The following is a 24349-nucleotide window of genomic DNA, read 5'->3' on the forward strand; positions in this document are numbered from 1 at the left end:
CTTTAAGTTACTTCCAGCACGAAATTTGAGTTGTGTGAATTTATAAATTCACACAGCTTAGAAAAATCAGGCAAAAAAAATCAGCCCTTTATGAATTCCGAATAGCTAATTCCCATATGTTGCTTGAATACTTTAGAAAATGCAGAAGAGCTTTTGTACCCAATATGTTCTGAGATCGCCTGTACTGTATATTTAGTGTATTTAGAATCTTTTTTTAGAAGTTCCAGCAAATATTCTATTCTTTTTTCCTGGAGATACTGGTTAAATCCCTTTTTTAAAAAGTTATTGAAAAAAGAAGAAAGATATGTGGTATTCGTATCTAATTTTTTTGCCAAATATGAAAGTTTGAAATCCGGATCCAGAAATTCTTTATTTTTCTCAATTTCTAAAAACTTTCCTAACATTTGTTGAAAGGCAGTTTCGCCAAAAATTTTATTTATCTCAAAATCATCTTTACTGCCTGTATTTCTTTTATTTTCATCAGCTTGATTTTGGTTTAGAATAATTTGCTCTTTTAGCTGCAAAATGACATCTTCATAATATTTTTGTTTTATATTAATCCTGCGTTTATATTGTTGCAGACTCATATATAGAGTAACGGCTAAAATGCTGCATATAAAAAAAAGGCAAAAAATCAAAATTATGTTTACACTGATGGTATGAAAAAAAAAGTTATCTGCTTTCTGAAAATTAGTGGCATTTTTTTCTCTATTTATGTCTTTAATTTTATACTCCTTTATTAATAGATTGGCATATACAAAATTAAATTTTTTATTGCGAGGACTTTTCTTAGTTGTTATTCCGAACATCCTAAAATCTATTAATGTATCATTAGAATTTTTTATGTCTAATGAAAAGCAAGAGATGATGAAATGGAGTAGGAGTAGTTTTTTTTGAATAAAAGAGGGAATAGCGATCATATCTGTAGTTCAGATGCAAACTTAATTACTACGTGGGTAATTAATCATTACGAATGAGAATATGATTATAGTAAATGAGAATTTGATTTATCCTGTACTTGATATAATTTTTTATTATTAATCAGAAGTTATCAGATATAAGTTTTAATCTTTTGTTCATCAAAAAAACCGCAGTTTAAAGTAACTACGGTTCTATTTTATCTGTAATAAAGCAAATTAACTTTGGTAGCCCAATAATTTTCTGATCTGATAGAAAAATCTTTCAATTAATCTTAAATCCTGAGTTACGATTTCCGCATTTCCTCTAAGCTCTTTATCAAACTTAAGATTTTTGTTATAACTTGTTTTTAATCCTTTTGGAAGAATTACATCTACGTAGTAATTTCCTTTATCGTCAGGGGTAAGAGAAATATTCTGGACTTTTCCTTCTACAATGCCATATTCCTGAAAACGGTAATTGTCAAGTTTAATGAGTACTTTCTGGCCTGTAGCGACCTTTCCGGAGTTAACAGTGGGAACCGACATTCTTCCTACCAGTTTTTCTTTGTTGTTAGGAAGGATAGATAAAATAGGTTCTGCCACTTTTACAAATTGGTTTTCCCCAAAAAACTGTTGAAAACTTGCCATTCCGTCTGTAGAAGAAATCACAAGATAATTCTGCTCCCATTGTTTTAAGGATTTACGCAGCTGTTCAAAAAGCTGTAAAGTCTGTGAAGAGTAGGTGATCTTGTCCTTTTCCGTATTGATGGCTGCGCCACTTTTTGTTTTATTTACATTGGAAATTCCTTCTTCAATCTGGGAAATAGAGATATTGAGATTTTCAAGGTTCTGCTGAGCCTGAAGATATTTTATTTTTTCATTTTCAAGTTCCACAGATGCAATTACTCCCTGATTGTAAAGTTCCTGTGATCTCTGGTAGCTTTTCTTTGATAATTCATACTTAGCCAGCTCCAGATTTTTCTGTTGTTTTAATGTTGCGATTCTTCCCCTGTATTCTACGATACTCTGATTAGCGGCAAGATTTTCCGGCGCATAAGGCTGAAGCCTTGTGAAGAGTTCTTCATCCTGGAAAGCTTTTGCAAAACTGTTGTAATCACCCTGCAGTTCTCCAAGCTTGAATCTTGATGTCTGTGCAATCGGGAAAGAGCCCAATTGGTTGGGAGCAATAGAATCCATAAGTTTTCTCAGCTCCAGAACATCTTTATAGTTTGCTGTGGACTGCATAACCATTAATACATCATCCTTCTTTACTTCCTGATGATCTTTAATAAAAATCTTTTCAATCTTTGAGCTTGTTCTAGCCTCTATTTTTTCAGGCGGATTTTGTGAGGTTACGATAACGGGCGCTGCAACAAATTCCGGATATTTGATGATATAGCTCATCACAAGGATAAGCAAAAGTATAATTAATATGATGCTGTTTCCCCAGCGTATCATCCAATGAGGAGGCTGGGTAAGAATGTCCTGGACACTCTCTGAGCGGAGTTCAATATTGTCTAAAATGTCTTCTTTCATTTTCTGAGATAAAATTTCCCTTATTTCCGGGAAGGATATTATTAATTTCCTAATTCCAGCTGATTCTTCACCAGTCTGTAGTATTCTCCCTTCAAAGCAACCAGTTCAGCATGGTTACCTTCTTCTACTACTTTACCTTTGTCTAAAACTATGATCTTATCGGCATGTTTTACCGTTGACAATCTGTGAGCAATGACAATAGCTGTTTTTCCCTTAAAGAACTGCTCCAGATTCTCCATAATCACTTTTTCATTATTGGCATCCAATGCAGAAGTGGCTTCATCAAAAAAGATGAACTCCGGCGATTTGTAAACGGCTCTGGCAATGAAAAGCCTTTGCTTTTGTCCACCGCTGACCCCTATACCTTCGTTTCCAATTTTTGTATTATAGCTCAGTGGAAGGCTTTCAATGAAATCCTTGATATTTGCAATTTCTACGGCACGCCTCAATTTCTGTTTATCAACATAGTCTTCGCCTACCGCAATATTATTGGCAATAGTATCATTGAAAATATATCCTTCCTGCATTACTACCCCGCAATGATCCCTCCAGAATCTCGGTGAAATATTTTTCAGTTGGGTGTTGCCAAGTTTGATTTCTCCGGCAGTAGGTTCGTAGAATTTCATCAGAAGTTTTAAAAGAGTTGTTTTTCCACTTCCGCTCGCCCCCACAATAGCTGTGGTTTTCTGATAAGGAATGCTGAGACTGAGATCTTCGAATACCGGAACATCAGACCCTATGTAACGGAATGACATATTATTTACATCAATGTCCTTTTGAGGAATCTCAGTTGCATACTGTTCATTTTTGTCTTCTTCATCATCTTTGTCGTGAATTTCACCTAATCTTTCCAGTGAAATTTTAGCATCCTGGGTTTGCTTGATAAAATCAATAAGCTGTAGCAAAGGGCTGTTCAGCTGTCCGATGATATACTGCACGGAAAGCATCATCCCCAGAGTAAGGTTTCCACTTAAAACCAGTTTGGCAGAAAGAAAACTTACCAGAATATCTTTCATCTGATTGATAAAATTTCCACCTACAGACTGCCATTGTTCAAGGGAAAGAGATTTGATCCTGAGCTTGAATAATTTTACCTGAAGGAATTCCCAATCCCAACGCTTCTGTTTTTCCGCGTTATGCATCTTGATCTCCTGCATACCATTGATAAGCTCAATTACTTTACTCTGTTCCTGGGAAACCTGTGAGAATCTTTTGTAATCCAGTTCTTTTCTTTTATTGAGGAAAAAGCTGATCCATCCAACATATAAGGCTGCTCCTACAAGATAAACGATAAATAGCCTGTAATCATAAAATAACAGAACAATGCTGAAAATAATAAGATTGACAAGCGAAAACAGGGTATTTAAAGAGGAGCTCGTTAAAAGCTGTTCAATTCTGTGATGGTCATTGATCCTCTGCATGATATCCCCGGTCATTCTTGTATCAAAAAAGCTTATAGGAAGCTTCATCAGTTTGATAAAGAAATCTGAAATAATCGAAATGTTAATTCTTGCAGAAAGATGGAGAAGAATCCAGCTTCGGATCACTTCAATACCCATTCTTCCAAGAAATAACATGATCTGGGCAAGAAGAACAACATAAATGAAGTTAAGATCCTGGTTCTGTATCCCAACATCTACAATACTCTGGGTAAGGAACGGGAAAATCAGAGAAAGTAAACTTCCAGCCAAAAGACCTACGGCAAGTTGTATAACAAGCGTTTTATATTTAAATAAATACTTGGAAAGAAAAGAGAAACTGGCCTTACTTTCTGCTGTGTCAAATTCCGTCTGAAAAAATGTGGGTGTAGTTTCAAGGATGAGAGCGATTCCTTCTTCCGTATTCTCGTTGGCATTTTCCCCGATCCATGATTTGATAAATTCTTCACGGGTATAGGTAATCAGTCCGTAACTTGGATCTGAAATATATACTTTATTATTTTTATCAATTTTGTAAACAACAACGAAATGGTTCTTGTTCCAGTGTACAATACAGGGAAACGGTACTTCTTCTGCAAGCGTATTAAAATCGATCTGGACTCCAAGGGAGCGGAATCCCAGGTTTTCTGATGCATCACTCAGTCCTAAAAGGCTGCTTCCCTCACGGGTGGTTTCAGAAAGTGCACGGATCTGCTGCAAAGAAATACTTCTGCCATAATATTTACTCACTATTCTGAGGCAGGTTGGTCCGCAGTCTTTGCCATCAGGCTGTTTATAAAAGGGGAATTTTTTCAAAATTTATACTCATTATAAAATGTCGTCATATCGCGACAACATTTTTGCTTTATTCATTGTTATACTTAACTGATCATGGGTTAATAATACTGTTGGTTGCCTCCGCATTTTATCATCAGGACATCTTCTTTAAATTTTTCATATGGTTATTGAATTGTCAGTTTTCAGGGTTTTTAAATTTGTTGGAAACTGCTTTTATTTTTTCCTAAGATAATGAATTTTTAAATTTGGAGGATTTCCTACTGAAGGTCCTCATCCTCCATTAATTCATCAACAAAGAACCAGATATCTTCACGATCATACTTATCCGGGAACTGATAACCGTTAAGAATGAAAATAGGAGTGAAATTTAATCCTGAGTTGCTGTTGTCTTTTGTGATTTCAACAAACGTAGTCAGGTCTTCCGTTTCAGACGATCCGGATAAAGAAAAGATCTTGTTTTCATCTTTTGTTTCAAACCATTCTTCAACAGCTTTTAAAAATTCTTTTTGGGATCCATTGTTATAAATGTTCTTAAAAGACGAAAGTAATTTAGTGTATCTTTCATCAGCCCTTTCCGGAGAATAATTGAAACGGATTTGTACGGAAATATCTTCAGGGTATTTTTCAAGAAGCCCTTCCATGATTTTATGGCCATCTTTACAAAAACCACAGTAAGGGTTCGATATAATTGAAAGACGAAGTTTGGAGTTCTTGCTTCCCAGTACAAAAGTTTCTGTGTCCTGGAATTCTATTTTCTCATTTTCTAAAAGCTGACTTTTAAAAAGTTCATAATTTCTTTTAAATCTGAGGTTTTTAGCATTTGATTTTTGAAGGCTTTCTTTCTGGGAAAGAATATTGCTGAAATATAAAACCGCAGAAAAGGCAAGGATCCACAGAACGGCTGTTAATAATAATATGCCTATGCTGAATGGTGCGTTCTGGAAGAAAATAATGCTAAGCGCTAACTGTCCTGCAAGAATTGAAATGATCAGAAGGCAAACTCTGCAGAAAGTTTTTTCCACAAAAGCCTGGATATATAGAGAATAACCAATTGCCAGTAGTGAAACGAATGTAAATCCTTTTACAATATAAGCTGTTGCCGGAAGGAAAAGTCCCAGTACAGCCAGGCCTGTAAAATAGATCAGGGAAAAATCTGAAAATTTTAAACCTAAAATACTTGTTTTATCCTGCTTTATGATCTTATCACATGAGTTGGCAGTCTGCTTGGCGGAAGTATCTCCGCAAATACTTCCAATTACCGTAGAAGTATTTCCGAATTTTTGATTAAAAATCTCCAGGGATATGTAAACTCCTGCAAGGGAAAGAACATTAAAAATAGCTTCGGATAGGGTTTGTGTGAAAAAAGAATATCCCAAAATAATTGCAAAAACAGCATACAGAAGAGGTTTGAAATTAAAAACCGTTTTATTTTCCGCATTTTCAGTTTTTTCAAAAAGCAGTACAAAATTTGTTGATTTATTATGAAGTTCTTCCTTATTAAGCGTTTTAGCCTTTTCGGAATAAACCGAATAATTGGCCCCCGATTTCTTTACAAGGGAAAAGGAATTATCTACGATTGCGATAAACTCTTCCGGCAGCTCGTCCCAGTATTCCTTGTCAAGTTCATAAGCATCATTTTTTACGCCCATAAAGTTCAGTGTATCACTAAAAGCCAATGCAGATGGGTAGTTTGGATGAGAATTGAATTGAAAAGAAAATTCCTGTTTATCGAGTTTTAGATAGTTGATTAGTTTATCGAAAATCATAGTAATATTTTTAACTAAAATACGCAGATGTTTTAAAAAAACAAGTTTTTTTCTTTTGATAGTGATATACCGTTGTTAAATGCTTGATTTTGTGTAAATATTCTTGTATTTTTAATCTTATTTTAGCATAAATTCAATCTGTCTTTTGATGTTATAACAGATGAAATCCTGATACAGAGGGAAAATATTAAAATCTTAGAACAAAATATTTTTAATTTGAAGAGGTAAAGGAAATAACGGTTTGATTATTCTCTGGAATAAATTTCGTGAATTGGTAATTTTTATTGAATGAATTTAAAAATAAGAAAATTATCCTGATAATATGGGAAGAAATTTTTTCTCTGGGCTACTGTTTTTACAGCTTATAATGGTTTTATTTCCTTATTTTGAAAATAACTCTAATTTTTTCTATTTATGAAAATAAATAAAAACCTCAATGTTTTATTATTAAACATTTGTTTAATTTTATGCTTTTTTGATAGGCTAATATGAGTTTAAATATCGATTGGTCACCGAATTATATTTTTTATTAAAATTCTAATTTTCAGTATTGAACTCAAAAAAACTTAAAAAATCATAAAATTTTCTTAAAGTTTAAAAAAAGAATAGAAATGTTTTTGTATTTATAAAATATGTTGTACTTTTACATCGCCTTGAATGAGGGAACAAGTCAAGGTAATAAATTTTTTTTCATCATTTGTGTTTTTAGAATCGTATCGCCTGATACGATTCTTTTTTTTGTTGGCTACTTTTCATAGTTTAAAAGAAGGTCGATAAAATAAGAATAAGTGACCGAACCTTCCTGCTGGTTGCTCTTTAAAAAAAGATTGTTGGTAAACCCAAAGAAATCGTCCAGCCAGCCCTGATGTCTGAATATAAAACTTCTTTCATACATTCTGTCTCTTTTCATGGCTGGGGAATATTGGTTAAGGACTGTTTTTACGAATTCAGGGTCCTCTTCAATAATAAACCTTAAAAGGCTTTTTAACGTAAAATATTCAGTGCTGTATCTCAGATCCGGGTTTGCAGAATTAACTCCGATCAGATAGCCTACAAAATTAGCTTCCTGCTCTCTAGCAAATCCCAGTTGGTGGGAGCTTTCATGCGCTGAGGTAAACGGAATGAACGTATGGGGAAGCTCTGCATTATATTGGGCTTCTGCGGTAAAAGGGTTATAATAGCCCAGTATTCCTGTAAAATTCATTACATTTTTAAAGAGACTGGGTTTAAATGAATTAATCTGAGGGGTATTTTTATTCGAGATGTATTCCGGAAGCCGTGCCTGCTGGCGTACAATTTCTGTCTGGATAGAAGTGAGGTCAGTTATAATAAATACTCCGTTCCTGTCTTCACGTACATTTTGCCTGGTGATTTTGCATTTTTCCAGATACCGCAGCGCTAATGTTTTTGCTTTGCTTATTTCCGGTTCTTTCTGGCTGGAAAGTTTCTTTATAACAGGTGTCTGGAAATACAGCATCCCCCAAAAGACCTGGTAGATAAAGTAGAAGATATTAATAGCGGCAAGAAGCTTTAAAAGAGCCTTGTTTCTGCTTTTCTTTTTAAAACACAGAATAATCTGGTATAGAAGAAAAATTCCCAGAAGAATGTAGATGAGATCTCCGAAAGAAAAAGGGATCCAGCTGAAAAGTAGCTGGTGGATCTTTTTCTGGGACTCAAAAAAGAGTTCGAAGAAACGGATTGCTGTTCCGGACTTCGAGAAGCCATAGAACAAAAGAAATTGGGCAAGTAATACACCTGCCCAAAATCTCTTTTTATATGTTATTTTTATTATACTAGTGACCACTGCCTTTAGAGATTTTATCCAGATCAATGCCCTGAGATTTTAGGATCCCGGTTACACGGACTGCATAGAATGCAAGATAGGCAAAACAGATAACACCTACGATATAGCTGAAATGAATATTTGTTTTATCTGCAATATATCCCTGCGTAAAGCTCACAATTCCACCACCCATAATCATCATAATCAGGTAGCCTGAACCCTGGTTGGTGTGTTTGCCAAGACCATTGATCGCAAGAGCGAAAATACAAGGCCATAGGGTAGAGCAGAATAATCCTACACTTGTAAAGGCGTATACGGATACCATTCCTGTTGTGAACATTCCGATCAGTAAAGCGGTAATACCAGCTAAAGAGAAGATCAGAAGCATTCTGGCAGGATTTCCTTGACTCATAATGTCGCAAATGATCATTACGATAATAACAGCACCATAAACATAGAATGGAGAGAGATCATGCTTTGCAATGGCATTCACTAATAAGAATACTCCGAATGCAAGATAAGGGGCAAGGAATCTTAAGATCTTTTTGAATCCGGCACTCAGATCAAATGCTTCTACAGCACCAGTCCAACGGCCGATCATCAATGAAGCCCAGTATAATGAGATATAAGGCGCTACATCTTTGGTTTCAAAGCCTAAGCTTTTTTCCATATATGCAGGAAGATTACTTGCTGTAGAAACTTCTACTCCTACATACACAAAGATAGCAATCATACCCATTACCAATTGCGGGTACTGGAAAGCAGAAGTCTTGTGGTCCCCCGGAATTACATCGTCTGTATCCTTTGTATTGGTAGGAGTTATTGCAGGAAGAGAGGAAAACTTAAGCATGATAGCAACTAAAACAAATGCAGCTCCAAGCATAAGATAAGGAATTTTTACACTCTCAATACTTGCTTCCGTATTGGCTGTAGATGCGGAACCGAAAATAGCAAATGATACCAGAAGCGGTCCGATGGTTGTTCCAAGGTTATTGATTCCTCCTGCCATCGTCAGTCTCTGAGATCCTGTTTCAGTAGGTCCCACCTCAATGGCCAGTGGATTGGCAACAATCTGCTGTAATGAGAAACCTAGCCCTACAATGAACAGACCGGAGATCATTAACGGAAACGATGCCATATTAGCTGCCGGATAGAACAGTAAAGTTCCTGCTGCAGAAATAAGAAGACCTAAAATTAAGCCGTTTTTGTAGCCTATTTTATTGATCAGATCCTGTTTCAGACTTTTTGAGACGGCCATATAAATTAAAGAACCCACCGTATAAGCTACGTAGAAACAAATCTGTACGAGCATACTTTCGGTTTGGGATAAATTAAAGGCTTTTTGGAAAACTGGTATTAGAATGTCATTACTTGCAGCAACAAATCCCCAGAAAAAAAACACAGTAACCAGTGGGATAAACTGTCCCCAATTGGTTTGTTTAGAATAATTTGACATGTTTGTTAAAAATTTCGCAAACAAATATAACTATTTCTTTTAAATAGAACGTTCCAGCAATGTTTTTTTTATCTCTTTATAAGCTTCTGTTTTCAGATCTCTCGGAGAATCTGATGGTTCCATGATTCCGTTGAAATATACTTTTACCCTTCCAGGATAGCCTTTTGTGTTATCGAAAGGGAAGATTTCCTTTAACCCGATAAAAGTATACACTGCAATCGGAGAGTTGTGTTTGGAGGCTAAAGTGAATGCTCCGTCTTTAAATTCATCAAGGATAATGGAGGTGTCATCCGGAACACCGCCTTCAGGAAATATGGCGATGCTGTTGCCTTCTTCCATTTTTTCAGCACATCTTCTGTAGACATCTGCACGGCTTCTTGCGCTGCTTCTGTCTACCATTACACATATTCTTTTATATATAGTACCGAAGATCGGGATCTTTACCAGTTCTTTTTTACCTACAAAACATATGGGATGGTTCGGCATCAGGATACAGGTAAGCATGATATCCATGATGGAAGTATGGTTCGAGATGAAAACGTATGGTTTGCTTTTGTCTTTTTTCTGATCGGAAAGATTAATAAGATCATATCTCAGACCCATACCATAGAACATTCCGAAACACCAGATACGTATAAATCTGTAAGCATATTTATAATGCTTTTTGCTGAAAGATAAAATATAAACAGGGATTCCCAGTGTTACTGTTAAAACAAATGCAAGCAGCAGCAGCCAAAATCTCCAGAGATAATTTAAAATTTTTGTCACCGCCTAACCGTTAAAAATTACTTTCTTTTTTACTGAATAATTGAGAATGGAAACCAGCAGGATTGCCGAAATCTTACTGATCATTTCCGGGCTTAAGGTATAAAAAATCAAATTGATATTGTCCTTAAATATAAAGCTGTAAAAAATCTGGAAAAAACCTAAGCTTAATAAAGTTGAAACAAAAGAAACAACCATAAAGTAAGCAAACTCTTTTCTTTTGGAATGCTTTCCTCTTTCAAAAACAAACCAGATACTCAGGAAATAATTACTGATGATCCCGCAGCAGGTAGAGAAAATATTACTTAAAGGATAATGAATGCCGTGAAAATTGGTTTCCCTGGCAAAGAAATGAGGAAGGTAGGTGCTGAATGCTTTGAAGCTTCCAATTTCTACAACAGCACTAAGCCCTCCGGCTATAATGAAGAACAAAACCTGTTTCTGGCGTATTAGTAATTCTCTCATTCAATATATATGATGTGCAAATTTATAACTATATGTTAATAATGTAAGAATAAAAGATTATTTTAAAGTAAAAAATTGATTTAATGTATTGGCTTTTAATGTGATATATGGTTGTTTTTGAAGCTGAAAGACGCATGTTGAAAGAAATAATACACAATGCTCCCATTGGATTTGGCTGTTAATCGTGAATGAGAAATTCCTTTCGTAACATTTCAAAAATTGTAAAAACAATAACAACATTGATGGCTAAAGGGATCTGTAAGTTTTAATCAGATTATATTGTGATAAGTATATGTTAAACAATGAAAAAAGTTGTTAAATTATTTTTTTGAACGAAAATAATTTCTAAATTTAATACTCAGAATGATGTAATTTAAACCTGATAATAAATTCATTTTCAACTTCTTGTGTTGATGGTTTTTTCTATCTTGTAATGTGCGCTATAACGCATACTACCTTAATTTTTACGACCCAAATTATAATAATATTTGTATGAAAAGTCAAAACAAATACAGAAAATTCCAGCTTCAGCAAAAAAATATTGAAGCTCTTGAGAGAGAGAATTCCCGCTTCAAAAGAGTATATTCAGAATATGAAAATATGGCAGATGAATTGTGGAATCTTGAAAACTCCACAGGTGAGCCCGTGCCTGATGATTTTATTAATGCCATCATGCTTCAGAGTTCTTATCTGGAAGATGAAATTGAAGACTGGCTGCTCAAATTCAACAATCAGAAAACTGATATAAAACATTAGAAGCTTCCAGTCTGTTTTTAAACGCTATTTGAAGATAAATTCATAATTTAGCACCCTTAAACTAAAATGTAAAATATGGTTGCTATTGTTGATAGTGGGTCTACCAAGTCAGATTGGGTAATACTGGATGATTTCAAAAAAGTGTTTTTAAAAACGGAAACCATCGGCTTTAATCCCAATTTTATCAACCGGGAACTCATTGTCCCTGAAATAGAAAAGAACAGCAGCCTTATACTGGTTAAAAATTCCATAACGAAGATTTTCTTCTATGGCTCAGGGTGCGGTGTGAAAAAAAACTGCGAAACTATTGAGGAAGAACTCAAAAAGATTTTTACAAAAGCTGAAATTACAGTGAAAGAAGATCTTATGGCTGCAGCTTATGCCGCATACAACGGAAAGCCTGCTGTGGTATGTATTTTAGGTACAGGTTCCAATTCCTGCTATTTCGATGGTGAAAAGCTTAAGATAGAATTACCTTCCCTGGGTTTTCTTATGGGAGATGAAGGAAGCGGAAGTGCTATCGGGAAACAGCTTGTACGCAGATATTTTATGAAAAAGCTGCCTGGAGATCTTCATGCAGAATTCGAGCAGACTTACGGACTGAAAATAGAGGAGGCTTTGAAAAACATGTATCACAGTCCGAGACCTAATGCCTGGCTGGCAGATTTCAACAAATTTGTAATGGAAAGAAAGGATCATCCTTACTTTAAAAATATGGTATTTGAAGAAATGAAAAACTTCTTTGAATACCAGGTGATTCCCTATGAAGAATCAAAAGAAGCCGAGATCAATTTCATCGGCTCTATCGCTTATTATTACGAAAATGTTCTCCGCTCTGTTGCGGCAGAACTTCATTTAAATGTGGGCCATGTTGTTCAGAAGCCCATCGAGAGTTTAGTAAACTACCATATTAAGTATATACTTTAATAAAAAACAAAATTTTATGTCAAGTAAAACCCACCGCGACGAAAAGAACTTTAATCAGGCCGCGTTAGATTATCATAAAGCCGAACCTAAAGGAAAGATCGAAGTTATTCCTTCAAAACCACACTCGTCACAAAGAGATCTGTCATTGGCGTACTCACCGGGGGTAGCAGTTCCTTGTATGGAGATCCATGATAAACCTGAAACGGTGTACGATTATACGGGAAAAGGTAACCTGGTAGCCGTAATTTCAAATGGAACGGCTGTGCTGGGACTTGGAGATATCGGAGCGGAAGCTTCAAAACCGGTAATGGAAGGAAAAGGTCTTTTGTTTAAGATCTTTGCAGATATCAACGTTTTTGATATTGAAATCAATGAAAAAGATCCGGACAAATTTATTCAGATTGTAAAAGGTATTGCACCTACATTCGGTGGGATCAACCTTGAAGATATTAAAGCTCCTGAAGCATTCTATATTGAGCAGAAACTTAAAGAAGAGCTTGATATTCCTTTAATGCATGATGACCAGCACGGGACAGCAATTATTTCTGCTGCTGCTTTAATCAATGCTTTACAGATTGCCAATAAAAACATCGGAGAAGTAAAAATGGTGGTGAACGGAGCCGGAGCGGCTGCCATTGCCTGTACCAACTTATACATTTCTTTAGGCCTGAAAAGAGAAAATGTCCTGATGTGTGACAGTAAAGGAGTGATCAACCATAAAAGAGAAAACCTTACCCCTGAAAAACTGGATTTTATTGCCAATACAGATATTGAAACACTGGAAGATGCAGTGAAAGGTTCAGATGTTTTCATCGGATTGTCCAAAGGAAACGTAATGACTCCGGAAATGCTTTCCACCATGAAAGAGAATCCTATTGTTTTCGCATTGGCCAACCCTGACCCTGAAATCGCATACGATCTTGCCCTTGAAACCCGTAAAGATGTGATCATGGCAACCGGAAGAAGTGATTATCCTAACCAGGTGAACAACGTGCTGGGATTCCCTTACATTTTCCGTGGCGCGTTGGATGTTCAGGCAAAAGGAATTAATGAAGAAATGAAGCTGGCAGCCGTACATGCTATTGCAGATCTTGCGAAAGAGCCTGTACCGGAAGCGGTAATCCTTGCTTATAATGTTCAGAATTTACAGTTCGGAAGAGAATATTTCATTCCGAAACCATTTGATAACAGGCTTATCACCAAAGTATCCAGTGCCGTGGCAAAAGCAGCTATTGAAAGCGGTATTGCAGGAAAAAGCATTGAGGATTTCGAAGAATACGAAAACCAGCTGCTCGACAGAATGGGACGAGACGAAAAGCTCGTAAGAATGATGCAGAGCCGTGCAAGATCCAATCCGAAAAGAATTACCTTAGGAAATGCCGAAGAATATAATGTATTGAAGGCAGCGCAAATCCTTTACGAAGAAGGCATTGCATTCCCAAGTCTTTTGGGAGACAAGAAATACATCAAAGAACAGATGGAACGCTACAGCATCAATCTGGATGTTCCGATTATTGATCCAAGCGACGACGATCAGAAAGAAAACAGGAAAAAATACAGGGAAACCCTTTGGAAACTTCGCCAGAGAAAAGGAATGAACGAGTACAAAGCAAAAAGATATGTACGCCAGAGAGATTATTTCGGGCCATTAATGCTGAGACATGGTGATACAGACGGACTTATCGTAGGTTTTTCTAAAAACTATACTTCAGTGCTTCGTCCCGTTTTAGAAGTGATTGAAAAAGATAAAGGAGTAGATAAAGTAGCGGCCATGATGATGATTCTTTCAGAAAAGAAACCTATTTTCTTCGCTGATACATCCATCAATCAGAATCCTACCGCAGAAGACCTTGTGAATATTGCTAAAATGGCAGAAATCACAGTGAAATCTTTTGCCATAGAGCCTAGAATTGCCATGCTTGGTTTTGAAAACTTTGCTGCCATTTCCGATACTTCCAAAAAAGTAGCGAAAGCGGTAAGCATTCTTCACGAAAAATATCCTAAAATGGTGGTTGATGGTGAAATTCAGCCGGATTTTGCAATGAATGCCGATCATTTAAGTGATTATCCATTCTCAAAACTGGAAACAACTCCTGCCAATACCTTCATTTTCCCGAATCTTGAAAGTGCCAACCTTTCCTACAAGATCATCAGAGGAATGAAAGTGGCGCAGGTGATCGGGCCAATCCTGATGGGATTAAAACAGCCTGTGCATGTATTGCAGATGCGTTCCAGTGTAGATGAAATTGTAAACCTGGCAACGGTTGCAGTACTTGATGCCCAGAGAAGAGAAAATAAAAAATAATAAAAGATTTATTTCTTTAATAAAAGCAGTACACAGATTTAGTGTACTGCTTTTTTATTTTTGATGTGCTGTAGTATCCGGAATTGATGAATTTCTCTTTGATTCCTGATAAAAAAGCAATTTGAAAATCAGTAAAAAATAGATGATATTATTATAAAGTAATATAAGCTTTGTTTAAAAAGGTAAGTTTAAACATTGTTGTAATTATTTATTATTGAATAAATAATTATAGTATTTGGTTTTTTTAAATAAATTTCAGTAAAAATTTGTTGATTTTGTAAAAAATAATATATTTACATGGATTTTAAAAAATAAATAATTATCATGAAAAACATTAAGAAACTTTCAAGAGAAAATTTGAAGCAGATAAGTGGAGCAGGAGTTAGAGATCAGCCTATTCAATCTCCGGACGGAACACTATATTGTCTTCCATCCCAAGGGCAGCTGTGTTTAGTAGGCTGTACACCAACTTGTGTAAATGGACCGTGTTATCTTCAGGCGTGCTTTGATGTAAATCCTTAGAATTTATCAAGTTCAATCATTCATTGAATCATAGAACCTGTCCGTTTGGACGGGTTTTTTGTATTTATATAAATTCATTGAATTGACAGTCAAAAATTAAGTTAAAAACCATTCGTGTGTTAAATGAAAATATTAATTAGTTTAAATTGCTATATTTGGGAGTTTTAAAAATTAATAATGATATTTTCCTTAAAAGGCAGCGTTCAAGAACTTACGCCCACCTACGCAGTAATTGATGTACAAGGAGTTGGTTACTATGTAGGTATCAGTTTGATGACCTCCCAGGCCCTGGCACTGAATAAGCCGACATTTTTATTTACCCAGCAAATTATACGGGAAGACGCCCATCTTCTCTTTGGATTTAACACTCGTTCAGAAAAAGAAATGTTCAATTTGTTAATAAGCGTTAACGGAGTAGGAGCTGTTTCTGCCCTTATATTACTTTCCACTTTAAGCCTTGAAGAGATAGCTTCGGCTATCCTCTCCAGAAACAGTGCACTCATTCAAAAAGCCAAAGGAATTGGGGCTAAAACTGCAGAGAGAATCATCGTTGATTTGAAAGATAAAGTCCAAAAATTCAGCGTTGCAGAAGAAAATATTTCTTCTTTTGTGGATAATAAAGTCAAGGAAGAATCGTTATCTGCATTAGAAGTTTTAGGGATTCCAAAACGAATGAGCGAGAAAATAGCAGACAGAATGATGAAGCAGAATCCGGAGATCTCCGTAGAAGAATTGGTAAAACAAATTTTAAAAAACATTTAACATTTGGTGGCGAATAATAAGCATCTGAAAATATTTTTGTTCCTGTCGTTCCTGTGCATGTCAGTAAGTTCCTTTGCACAGGTGCGTGATACTGCGATCATAAAGAAAGACTATCAACTGGCCGATCCTACAAGGTATGAAGCCTTTTACGACATAAAAACCGGAATGTATTACGTATACCCTAAAATTGGGAATACATTTACAGGTCCGCCTACAGCAATGTCACCCGAAGAGTATAAAGAATTTATGCTCGCAACACAGTCAAAAGCGTACTACAAAGAAAAATCCGATAAATACAGTCTCCTTTACAGAAGAGATAGAACAGATGCCCGTAAAAAAGGGCTTATTCCGTCTTTAATGATCAACAACAGGCTGTTTGAAACCATTTTTGGGAGTAATAAAATAGAGATCATTCCTTCAGGATATGCTTCTTTAGACTTTGCCGGGCTGTATCAGAAGATAGATAACCCTCTGATTCTGCCACAGAACAGAACCAGTTTTACCTTTGATATAGACCAGAGAATACAGCTGGGATTATTAGGTAAAGTAGGAGAAAACCTCCAGTTGAAAGCCAATTACGATACCCAGAGTGGTTTTGCATTCGAAAACAGAATGAACCTCGTGTGGCAGGCAAAAGGAAACTGGAAAGACCTTCAGTCCAAAGGCCTTGGCGATGTAGACAAGCCTAATGCAGGAGGCGAAGATAAAATCATTAAAAGAGTAGAATTCGGTAATGTGAATATGCCGCTTTCTACCAGTCTTATCCGTGGTTCACAGTCGTTATTCGGTGTAAAAACAGAATTCCAGCTGGGAAAAACTTACGGAACAGTAGTTCTTTCCCAACAGCAGGGTGAAGCCCGTAATATTGTAGTACAGGGCGGAGGTGTTATGAATAACTTTAAAGTTAACGCCATTGACTATGAAGACAACCAACACTTCTTCCTGGGACACTATTTCCTGGACCGTTATGACAATGCATTGACTAATTATCCTCAGATCAACTCCACAGTTAACGTTACCAGATTGGAAGTCTGGGTGCTTGATCAGGGGAACAGTAACCTTGCTTACCAGAAAAGCATTATTGGTATCAGGGATTTGGGAGAAGGAGCTTCAGGACTGCCGGACAACTCCCAGAACGGGTTGTATCAGTCCGTTAATGCAGCTGTAGGAGTAAGAGAAGCCGGTAAAAATTACGCAACAACCTTTCAGGGGCAGATGTTTCCGGGAAGCACACAGCCGTATGATAACGGAGAACAGTTTATTTTCAATACCAAAGCAAGAAGGCTGAATGCTAATGAATATACATTGCAGCCTCAATTAGGATATATTTCATTGAACCAGAAGCTGAACGAAAATCAGCTTCTAGCCGTTTCATACTCCTTTACCGATGGTACCAACAAAGTCTATAAAGTAGGGGAATTCTCCGAAGAAAGTCCCGTATTGGTAACCAAAGTTCTTAGAGTAAACAATAAAGTAAACACAGAATCTCCGATGTGGGACCTGATGATGAAAAACATCTATTCCCTGGATGCAGGACAGGTAGCACAGGATAACTTTATTCTTAATGTTTTCTACAGAGACCCGAAAACCGGAGGTAAAGTAAACTACCTTCCGGGTACACCTGTTCAGAATCAAAATTTATTAAAATTACTTAACTGGGACCGTCTTAATATGAACGGTGATATCCAGGCCAGCAGCGGGGTATTGGGAGACGGTATTTTTGACTTTGTTAACGGGATCACCATCAGGCCGGAAACCGGAAGAATTATCTTTACCAAAGTACAGCCTTTCGGAAGCTTTATGCAGAGCCAGGTGGGGAACGATCCTCAGATTGTTTTCACAGATCTCTACAAACAGCAGAAGCAGGTGGCATCTTCAAGTAACCTTGCCCAAAGATATACCATAGAAGGGCGATATAAAGGAACACAGGGACAGGGGATTTCCCTTGGAGCTGTAAACGTGCCGCAGGGATCTGTAAAAGTTACTGCAAACGGTGTTCAGCTTACGGAAGGTGTAGACTATACCGTAGATTATATGCTCGGAACGGTAACAATTATCAATGAAAATGTTAAACAGTCCGGACAGGCTATCAATATCTCATTAGAAAACCAGCTTACCTTTAATACCCAAAGGAAAAGATTCTTAGGTTTAAATTTAGAAAGAAGGTTCAATGAGAACTTCATATTAGGAGGAACAGTTGTTAATTATTCCGAATCTCCGCTTACCCAAAAGGTAAACTATGGGCAGGAGGCTGTTAACAATACAATGGCCGGAATCAATATGATGTATAATAATCAGGTTCCTTTCCTGACAAGGCTTACAGACAAGATTCCATTTGTAAATACTGAAGCTCCATCCAATCTGAACTTCAAAATGGAAGCGGCATACCTTCTTCCGGGATTGAATAAAGGAACGAATGACCAGTCTTATGTAGATGATTTCGAACAGACAACCTCTAAAATATCCTTAAAAGAACCTGCGGCCTGGAGTCTGGCCTCAAGACCAGAGAAAAACCTTGCGCCTCCATTTAACGGGGCTCCGGGTGATGATGCTCTTACAAGCGGTTATGGGAGAGGGCTTTTATCATGGTATAATATTGACCCTAGATTCTGGGGAGTAGGAGGTAGAGCGCCTGCGGGAATTACACCACAGTCTGTTTCCAACCACGCGTCCAGAAGAGTTCAGACTTCCGAAATTTATAATAACAGAGATTTTGTTGCAGGTGAGCAGACCTTCACCAATACTTTGGATATATCCTACTATCCTCAGGAAAAAGGACCATACAACGTTAATCCTGGTTCTGAAACAGCTGCTTCCAGATGGGCGGGTATCATGAGACCTGTAAGTGTTTCCAATTTTGTAAATTCAAATATAGAATACGTTGAATTCTGGATGATGGACCCTTATGCGGATGGAAATGTTTTAGGAAATAATGCCAGACTTTTACTTCAGTTAGGAAACGTTTCCGAAGACATCCTGAAAGATGGGAAAATGCAATATGAAAATGGTCTTCCTACTCCGGGAGCGCCATCCACTACCACTACTTCCAATTGGGGAGTACAGCCTAAACAGCCACCAATCCTTTATGCGTTTTCAAGTGAAGGAGACGACAGAAGAGCTCAGGACTTAGGATACGACGGTTTAAACTCAGATCAGGAATCCATGAGGTTCGGAAATACATTTGTGAACCCGGTTACCAATCTGGTTGACCCTGCTGTGGATGATTTCGTATTCTTTATGTCGGATAAATTTACAGGCGGTCAGGCGGCATCTCTTGTTCAGAGATATAAATATTTCAGAAATCCGGAAGGCAACTCACAGGCGAATTCACTAGAGGTGGCTTCACAAACTCCGGATGCGGAAGATATCAACAAAGATTATAACCTTGACCAAACAGAAAGCTACAACGAATATGTTGTGAAATTAGATAAGCCTAGCCTTGGATTAGGACAGAACAATATCGTAGATGTAAAAACTGTAAAGGCTACATTCCAGAACGGGCAGACTTCCGATGTAAAATGGTACTTATTCAGAATTCCTGTTTCCAAATATGCTGAAACTGATGCAGAAGGAGAAAAAAGTGCATCCGTATTGAATAACGTAAGATTTGCGAGATTAATGCTTGCAGGTTTTGAGCAGACTTCCACTTTAAGATTCGGTACAATGGATTTGGTAAGATCAGACTGGAGAAGATATCCGAATAAGATTGCCAGTCCAACTGTAAACTCTACTGATGAAGGAATGGCTTCTGCTGATGTAAATATGAACAATAACTTTGAAGTAGGGAGTGTAAATATTGAGGAAAATGCATTGAACCAGCCTCCGTACGTATTGCCTCCGGGAATTGACAGACAGGTATTAAGCGGAAATGCAGGAGCACAGAGACAGAATGAAGCTTCATTGTACATGAGAGTAGATAACCTTGCAGGAGAAGCAAGAGGAGTTTTCAAAAATACAACCCTGGATATGAGAAGATATAAAAAGCTTAAGCTTTTTGTACATGACCAGGCTCCAAACAGCAGAGACGTAGGTATTGATAAAGAAGCTAAATTCTTCATCCGTTTCGGAAGCGATGCTACAGATAACTATTACGAATACGAATCTGAGATGATGCTTACCCAAAGTACAGCAACAACACCATTGGAAATATGGCCTGTTGAAAACAATGTTGATTTTGATATCCAGGACTTTGTAGATGCCAAGATCCGAAGAGATAAAAGCTCATCTAATGTTACCAACAGAACAATGGATAACGTTTTTGGTGATAATTCCAAAAGAATTTATATCAAAGGACGTCCAAGCTTAGGAAATGTTACGACCATTATGATCGGGGTAAGAAATACAAGCCGAAGCGAATCTATAACCAGGATTCTTTGGGTAAATGAGATCCGCCTTTCCGAAATTGAAAATGACGGAGGTTATGCAGGTAACGCAAGTTTGAACTTCAACCTCGGAGATTTTGCTACCGTGAACACAAATGCGTCTTATACTTCCGTAGGTTTCGGTAATATAGATTCAAAGCCGGCAGAAAGAAATCAGTCTACACAGTCTGCATTCAGTATTAATACTGCTGTAAACGTAGATAAATTCCTTCCTGAAAAAAGCGGGATGAAAATTCCTTTAAACTATTCCTATTCACAAACCATCGAGGATCCGAAATACAACCCTCTTGACACCGATGTGGAATTCAGCAAGGCAGCTAACAAGGAACAGCTTAAAAAAGTAGCGAGAACTTACACACAGCAAAGAAGTATTGGTGTTGTGAATATGCATAAGGAAAGAGTAAATCCAAATAAAAAACCTAAATTCTATGATATTGAGAACGTTTCTGTAACAGCCGTTTATAACGATGATTATTACAGGGATATTTACACATCCAAAAACTACAGACAGTATCTGAGAGGGTACGTAGATTATAACTACACCTTCAAGCCGTGGGTAATTAAGCCATTCAACAAAATGATCAGTGATACGGCAAAATCCACGAAGTATCTGAGATGGATCAAAGAATTCAACTTCAATCCGGTTCCTACAAGATTATCTTTCAGAACGGAAGTAGACAGGAACTATAATGAACTTGAGTTCAGAAACGTAGAAGCAATCTTAAGTGGAAATACCGGCGACAGTTTTGCCGCCATTAAAAACAGAAACTTCTACTTCGGGTGGCAGTATGGTTTAGGATTTAAATTCACCAAATCATTAAACCTGGAGATCAATTCCGCAACCAGAACCTTAAATGATAATGTAGATGTAAACGGAATGGATGATAAATCCATTTTTGGAAATGTATTCAGAGCGGGTAGACCGGTATTGTACAACCACAGGGTACAGCTTAATTACCAGCTGCCGTTCCAGTATCTTCCTTATTTGGATTTCATTCAGGCAGAAGTCGGATACGGGCTTACCTACAATTGGAATGCAAGATCCACGGCACTTCTTTCAAGCCCTGAAGGAAGCTTAGGTTCAGTAGGTCAGAATACAAACGTAATTCAGGCTACAGCTACTGCGGATATTCCTAAATTCTTCGGTCAGTTTAAATACTTCAAGAATATTTCGGCAAAACTGCAGAAACGTAAGCAGGAAATAGATTCATTAAATAATGTATATACCCAGCAATGGGAGAAAAAGAGATACAGGTATAAGAATTATAAATTCAAAAATAAACTGACTCTTCTTCAAAGTGCAGCCTTCGCATTGACATCGTTCAAGCAGTTGGATATTAATTACTCTGAAAATAACGGAACAGTACTTCCGGGTCTGCTTTCAGCACCAAACATGTACGGTTATGGTCAGACACTGGGAGGCCCAACTATAGGATTCCTTTTAGGATCACAGGCTGATATCAGAAGAACCGTACTTGAAAACGGCTGGGTAAGCGATTCGCCTTACATGACTGATCCTTATGTGAAAATGTTAACAAGAGAGTTAAGGGCCAATTTACAGATCGCTCCTATGAATGATTTAAGAATTGACCTCAGTGCGTTGCATAACTATAACAGGAACTTCTCACAATCCGGATTTAATAACCGGAATAACCTTGCAACATTGAATCATGATTATACATTTGCAAATGATCTGGTAACCTATTCCAATTCTGTTGTACTTCTTAAAACATCGTTTAAAGAGACCCAGGCCGTTTACCAGGCCATCAGGGAAAATGCAATGGTACTTTCACAGCAGCTGGGTATGGGCGAAGTACTGAACAGTGACGGCTTTGCAGATCACTACAGTATTGCCAATGCTTATGTATTGATTCCGGCATTCAGAGCTGCTGTTGAAGGAAAATCTGTTAAACAGATGGGGAATGCTAAAAAAGCGGGACTTCCTATTCCAAACTGGAAAATTATTTATTCAGGATTAAGAAACATTCCTATTATCAACGGACAGTTCGCTAAGTTTGATATCAATCATGCCTATACTGCAACTTATACGGCAACAGGTATTCAGTCAAGCATTGATTATTTTAACAGAATTTCAGGAGGAAATGCATTCGATGTTAATAATGACTACATCAATCCGTTTACATTCTCGCAGGTGGGTTATGTAGAATCATTCTCTCCGCTTATCGGAATAGATGTTACCATGAGAAACAATATGCAGTTCGGGATCCAGTATAACAAAAACAGAATGCTGTTGTTAGGATTGGTAAACCATACTCTTACTGAAGATTCAAATACAGAATATGTAGTAAGACTGGGATATATCGTTAAGAACTTCAGACTTGGTATGGCCAATACAAGAGGATCAAGAGGAAAAGGCAGTGACCTGAACATCAGGGGAGATATTTCATTGAGAGACAGTAAAACATCCATCATGAATATCCTGTTGAACGATTCACAGATCACAGGAGGACAGAAACTGATGAATATAAAACTTTCGGCAGACTATAACGTCTCTGAAAATCTCAACCTGAGAGTATTCTATGAACAGATGACCTCCAAGTATAAAATATCGACAGCGTTCCCGCTGTCTACCATTAGAGCAGGTCTGTCTGCAACGTTCACCTTTGGTGACTCAGGCGGCGGTTTCTAAATAAAATAAAATGAACCTGAAATGTCCTTCAATTTTGAAGGACATTTTTTATATCCGATATTTGAACCTACTGTTATTTTGAATACATTTGTACAAAATAAAAATTAAAATGAATACACCATCAGAATTAAAGTACACGAAAGATCACGAATGGATCAAGATTGAAGGCAATGTGGCTACAATCGGTATTACAGATTTCGCACAGGGAGAGCTTGGCGATATCGTATATGTAGATGTGGATACTGTAGATGATGATCTTGAAGGAGGAGCTGTTTTCGGAAGTGTAGAAGCAGTGAAGACTGTTTCAGATTTATTCCTGCCTATAGCTGGAAAAGTTATTGAATTTAATTCAGAATTGGAAGATCAGCCCGAACTGTTAAATACAGATCCTTATGGAAACGGATGGATCATTAAATTAGAAATTGCTGATGGTGCAGATCATTCAGAACTGCTTACTGCAGAAGAATATCAGGCTGTCATTGGATAAGGTTTCAAAAATATTCAGTAAGATTTTGCCCATTTATTGGGCATTTCTTACGTATATGCTCCTCAAGCCGGGTGAAGAAAACCATGAGTATTGGTTTATGTTCAGCGGGATTGATAAAGTGTTACATGTGAGCATATTTGCAATGTTAGGTTTCTCTTTCATTGCCACTTTCCCTAGAATCAAATTTTTATACTTCTTTCAGATCATACTTATATATGCCTTCCTTACTGAAATTCTTCAGGAAGAAATGGGATTGGGCAGATCCATGGAATCTCTGGATATTGTAGCAGATACAATAGGATGTCTGATCGGATACTTTGTATATAGAGCATTGGTCAAAAGATTTTTCTAAACCTAAACTCTTTTGTAGATTCAGCTACATCCGCAATAAATAATAAATATTGTAATAGAATTTAAACATTGTTTAAATTTTTTCTTCTGCTTACCAGTTCTTTACAGTCAAATATTACGCAAACATGAAATTTATGTTAAATAAATTTGTTTTGTGTAGGGTAAAGGGCCTATCTTTGCCCCACTGAAAAACGAAAGGAATCAGTAAGCGCAGGAGTTGGATTGAATATTTAGGAAAAGGGGTTAGGGTTAAAAAAAAACTTTAAATTTTCTTTGATAAATATTTGGTCATTAATAAATAAATAATTACTTTTGCAACCG

At 36.9% G+C, this 24349-nt stretch carries 16 protein-coding genes; 8 read left to right on the top strand and 8 right to left on the bottom strand.

Annotation, left to right across the window (positions count from 1 at the left end):
* Window positions 1-80: 80 nt before the first annotated feature.
* From HNP36_RS14800 to HNP36_RS14835, 8 genes are all read right to left on the bottom strand, one after another.
* Window positions 81-920, bottom strand: a complete 840-nt coding sequence (locus tag HNP36_RS14800) for a helix-turn-helix domain-containing protein (protein ID WP_184429278.1) — start codon at window positions 918-920, stop codon at window positions 81-83.
* Between the two features lie 216 nt (window positions 921-1136).
* Complete coding sequence (locus HNP36_RS14805) at window positions 1137-2435, bottom strand: HlyD family secretion protein (RefSeq protein WP_184167523.1); 1299 nt, start codon at window positions 2433-2435, stop codon at window positions 1137-1139.
* Window positions 2436-2476: 41 nt separating this feature from the next.
* Complete coding sequence (locus tag HNP36_RS14810) at window positions 2477-4669, bottom strand: peptidase domain-containing ABC transporter (protein WP_184167526.1); 2193 nt, start codon at window positions 4667-4669, stop codon at window positions 2477-2479.
* Between the two features lie 239 nt (window positions 4670-4908).
* Entirely contained in the window at window positions 4909-6417 is a 1509-nt protein-coding gene (locus HNP36_RS14815) for a vitamin K epoxide reductase family protein (RefSeq protein ID WP_184167528.1), read from the bottom strand.
* Between the two features lie 745 nt (window positions 6418-7162).
* Window positions 7163-8221 (bottom strand): DUF3810 domain-containing protein, encoded by a 1059-nt coding sequence (locus tag HNP36_RS14820; protein WP_317168976.1) that lies wholly within the window; start codon window positions 8219-8221, stop codon window positions 7163-7165.
* Complete coding sequence (locus HNP36_RS14825) at window positions 8211-9656, bottom strand: MFS transporter (RefSeq protein WP_184167531.1); 1446 nt, start codon at window positions 9654-9656, stop codon at window positions 8211-8213. Before HNP36_RS14825 ends, HNP36_RS14820 begins: the two co-directional genes overlap by 11 nt.
* 39 nt (window positions 9657-9695) lie before the next feature.
* The gene (locus HNP36_RS14830) at window positions 9696-10424 is read right to left on the bottom strand and encodes a lysophospholipid acyltransferase family protein (protein WP_184167534.1); all 729 of its coding nucleotides are present in this window, start codon (window positions 10422-10424) and stop codon (window positions 9696-9698) included.
* A gap of 3 nt (window positions 10425-10427) precedes the next feature.
* A complete protein-coding gene (locus HNP36_RS14835) occupies window positions 10428-10886 on the bottom strand; it encodes a GtrA family protein (RefSeq protein ID WP_184167537.1) in 459 nt (152 codons plus the stop codon).
* Between the two features lie 492 nt (window positions 10887-11378).
* Between HNP36_RS14835 and HNP36_RS14840 the strand changes: the two genes are divergently transcribed.
* The 8 genes from HNP36_RS14840 to HNP36_RS14875 all read left to right on the top strand — a co-directional run bounded on the left by HNP36_RS14840 (window position 11379) and on the right by HNP36_RS14875 (window position 24029).
* Window positions 11379-11642: a hypothetical protein gene (locus tag HNP36_RS14840; protein WP_184167542.1), complete on the top strand. Its 264-nt coding sequence runs from the start codon at window positions 11379-11381 to the stop codon at window positions 11640-11642.
* Window positions 11643-11717: 75 nt separating this feature from the next.
* A complete protein-coding gene (locus HNP36_RS14845) occupies window positions 11718-12569 on the top strand; it encodes a BadF/BadG/BcrA/BcrD ATPase family protein (protein WP_184167545.1) in 852 nt (283 codons plus the stop codon).
* Window positions 12570-12585: 16 nt separating this feature from the next.
* The gene (locus HNP36_RS14850; protein WP_184167548.1) at window positions 12586-14874 is read left to right on the top strand and encodes an NADP-dependent malic enzyme; all 2289 of its coding nucleotides are present in this window, start codon (window positions 12586-12588) and stop codon (window positions 14872-14874) included.
* A 324-nt stretch (window positions 14875-15198) separates the two neighbouring features.
* The gene (locus tag HNP36_RS14855) at window positions 15199-15396 is read left to right on the top strand and encodes a bacteriocin-like protein (RefSeq protein WP_184167551.1); all 198 of its coding nucleotides are present in this window, start codon (window positions 15199-15201) and stop codon (window positions 15394-15396) included.
* 177 nt (window positions 15397-15573) lie between these two features.
* Window positions 15574-16158 carry a Holliday junction branch migration protein RuvA gene (gene ruvA, locus HNP36_RS14860; protein WP_184167554.1) on the top strand — a complete coding sequence of 195 codons (585 nt, stop codon included), beginning with the start codon at window positions 15574-15576 and terminating at the stop codon, window positions 16156-16158.
* 57 nt (window positions 16159-16215) lie between these two features.
* Complete coding sequence (gene sprA / locus HNP36_RS14865) at window positions 16216-23190, top strand: cell surface protein SprA (RefSeq protein ID WP_184167557.1); 6975 nt, start codon at window positions 16216-16218, stop codon at window positions 23188-23190.
* 109 nt (window positions 23191-23299) lie between these two features.
* A complete protein-coding gene (gcvH, locus tag HNP36_RS14870) occupies window positions 23300-23677 on the top strand; it encodes a glycine cleavage system protein GcvH (RefSeq protein ID WP_184167559.1) in 378 nt (125 codons plus the stop codon).
* Window positions 23619-24029, top strand: a complete 411-nt coding sequence (locus HNP36_RS14875; RefSeq protein ID WP_184167562.1) for a VanZ family protein — start codon at window positions 23619-23621, stop codon at window positions 24027-24029. Before gcvH ends, HNP36_RS14875 begins: the two co-directional genes overlap by 59 nt.
* Window positions 24030-24349: the final 320 nt, after the last annotated feature.

Source organism: Chryseobacterium shigense (assembly GCF_014207845.1).
Taxonomy (GTDB): domain Bacteria; phylum Bacteroidota; class Bacteroidia; order Flavobacteriales; family Weeksellaceae; genus Chryseobacterium; species Chryseobacterium shigense_A.

Excerpts from the sequence above, each read along its gene's own strand:
- ruvA (WP_184167554.1), top strand. The coding sequence starts at position 15,574 with ATGATATTTTCCTTAAAAGGCAGCGTTCAAGAACTTACGCCCACCTAC.
- HNP36_RS14840 (WP_184167542.1), top strand. The coding sequence starts at position 11,379 with ATGAAAAGTCAAAACAAATACAGAAAATTCCAGCTTCAGCAAAAAAAT.
- HNP36_RS14800 (WP_184429278.1), bottom strand. The coding sequence starts at position 920 with ATGATCGCTATTCCCTCTTTTATTCAAAAAAAACTACTCCTACTCCAT.
- gcvH (WP_184167559.1), top strand. The coding sequence starts at position 23,300 with ATGAATACACCATCAGAATTAAAGTACACGAAAGATCACGAATGGATC.
- HNP36_RS14825 (WP_184167531.1), bottom strand. The coding sequence starts at position 9,656 with ATGTCAAATTATTCTAAACAAACCAATTGGGGACAGTTTATCCCACTG.
- HNP36_RS14835 (WP_184167537.1), bottom strand. The coding sequence starts at position 10,886 with ATGAGAGAATTACTAATACGCCAGAAACAGGTTTTGTTCTTCATTATA.
- HNP36_RS14850 (WP_184167548.1), top strand. The coding sequence starts at position 12,586 with ATGTCAAGTAAAACCCACCGCGACGAAAAGAACTTTAATCAGGCCGCG.
- HNP36_RS14855 (WP_184167551.1), top strand. The coding sequence starts at position 15,199 with ATGAAAAACATTAAGAAACTTTCAAGAGAAAATTTGAAGCAGATAAGT.
- HNP36_RS14815 (WP_184167528.1), bottom strand. The coding sequence starts at position 6,417 with ATGATTTTCGATAAACTAATCAACTATCTAAAACTCGATAAACAGGAA.
- sprA (WP_184167557.1), top strand. The coding sequence starts at position 16,216 with ATGTCAGTAAGTTCCTTTGCACAGGTGCGTGATACTGCGATCATAAAG.
- HNP36_RS14875 (WP_184167562.1), top strand. The coding sequence starts at position 23,619 with ATGGTGCAGATCATTCAGAACTGCTTACTGCAGAAGAATATCAGGCTG.
- HNP36_RS14845 (WP_184167545.1), top strand. The coding sequence starts at position 11,718 with ATGGTTGCTATTGTTGATAGTGGGTCTACCAAGTCAGATTGGGTAATA.
- HNP36_RS14805 (WP_184167523.1), bottom strand. The coding sequence starts at position 2,435 with ATGAAAGAAGACATTTTAGACAATATTGAACTCCGCTCAGAGAGTGTC.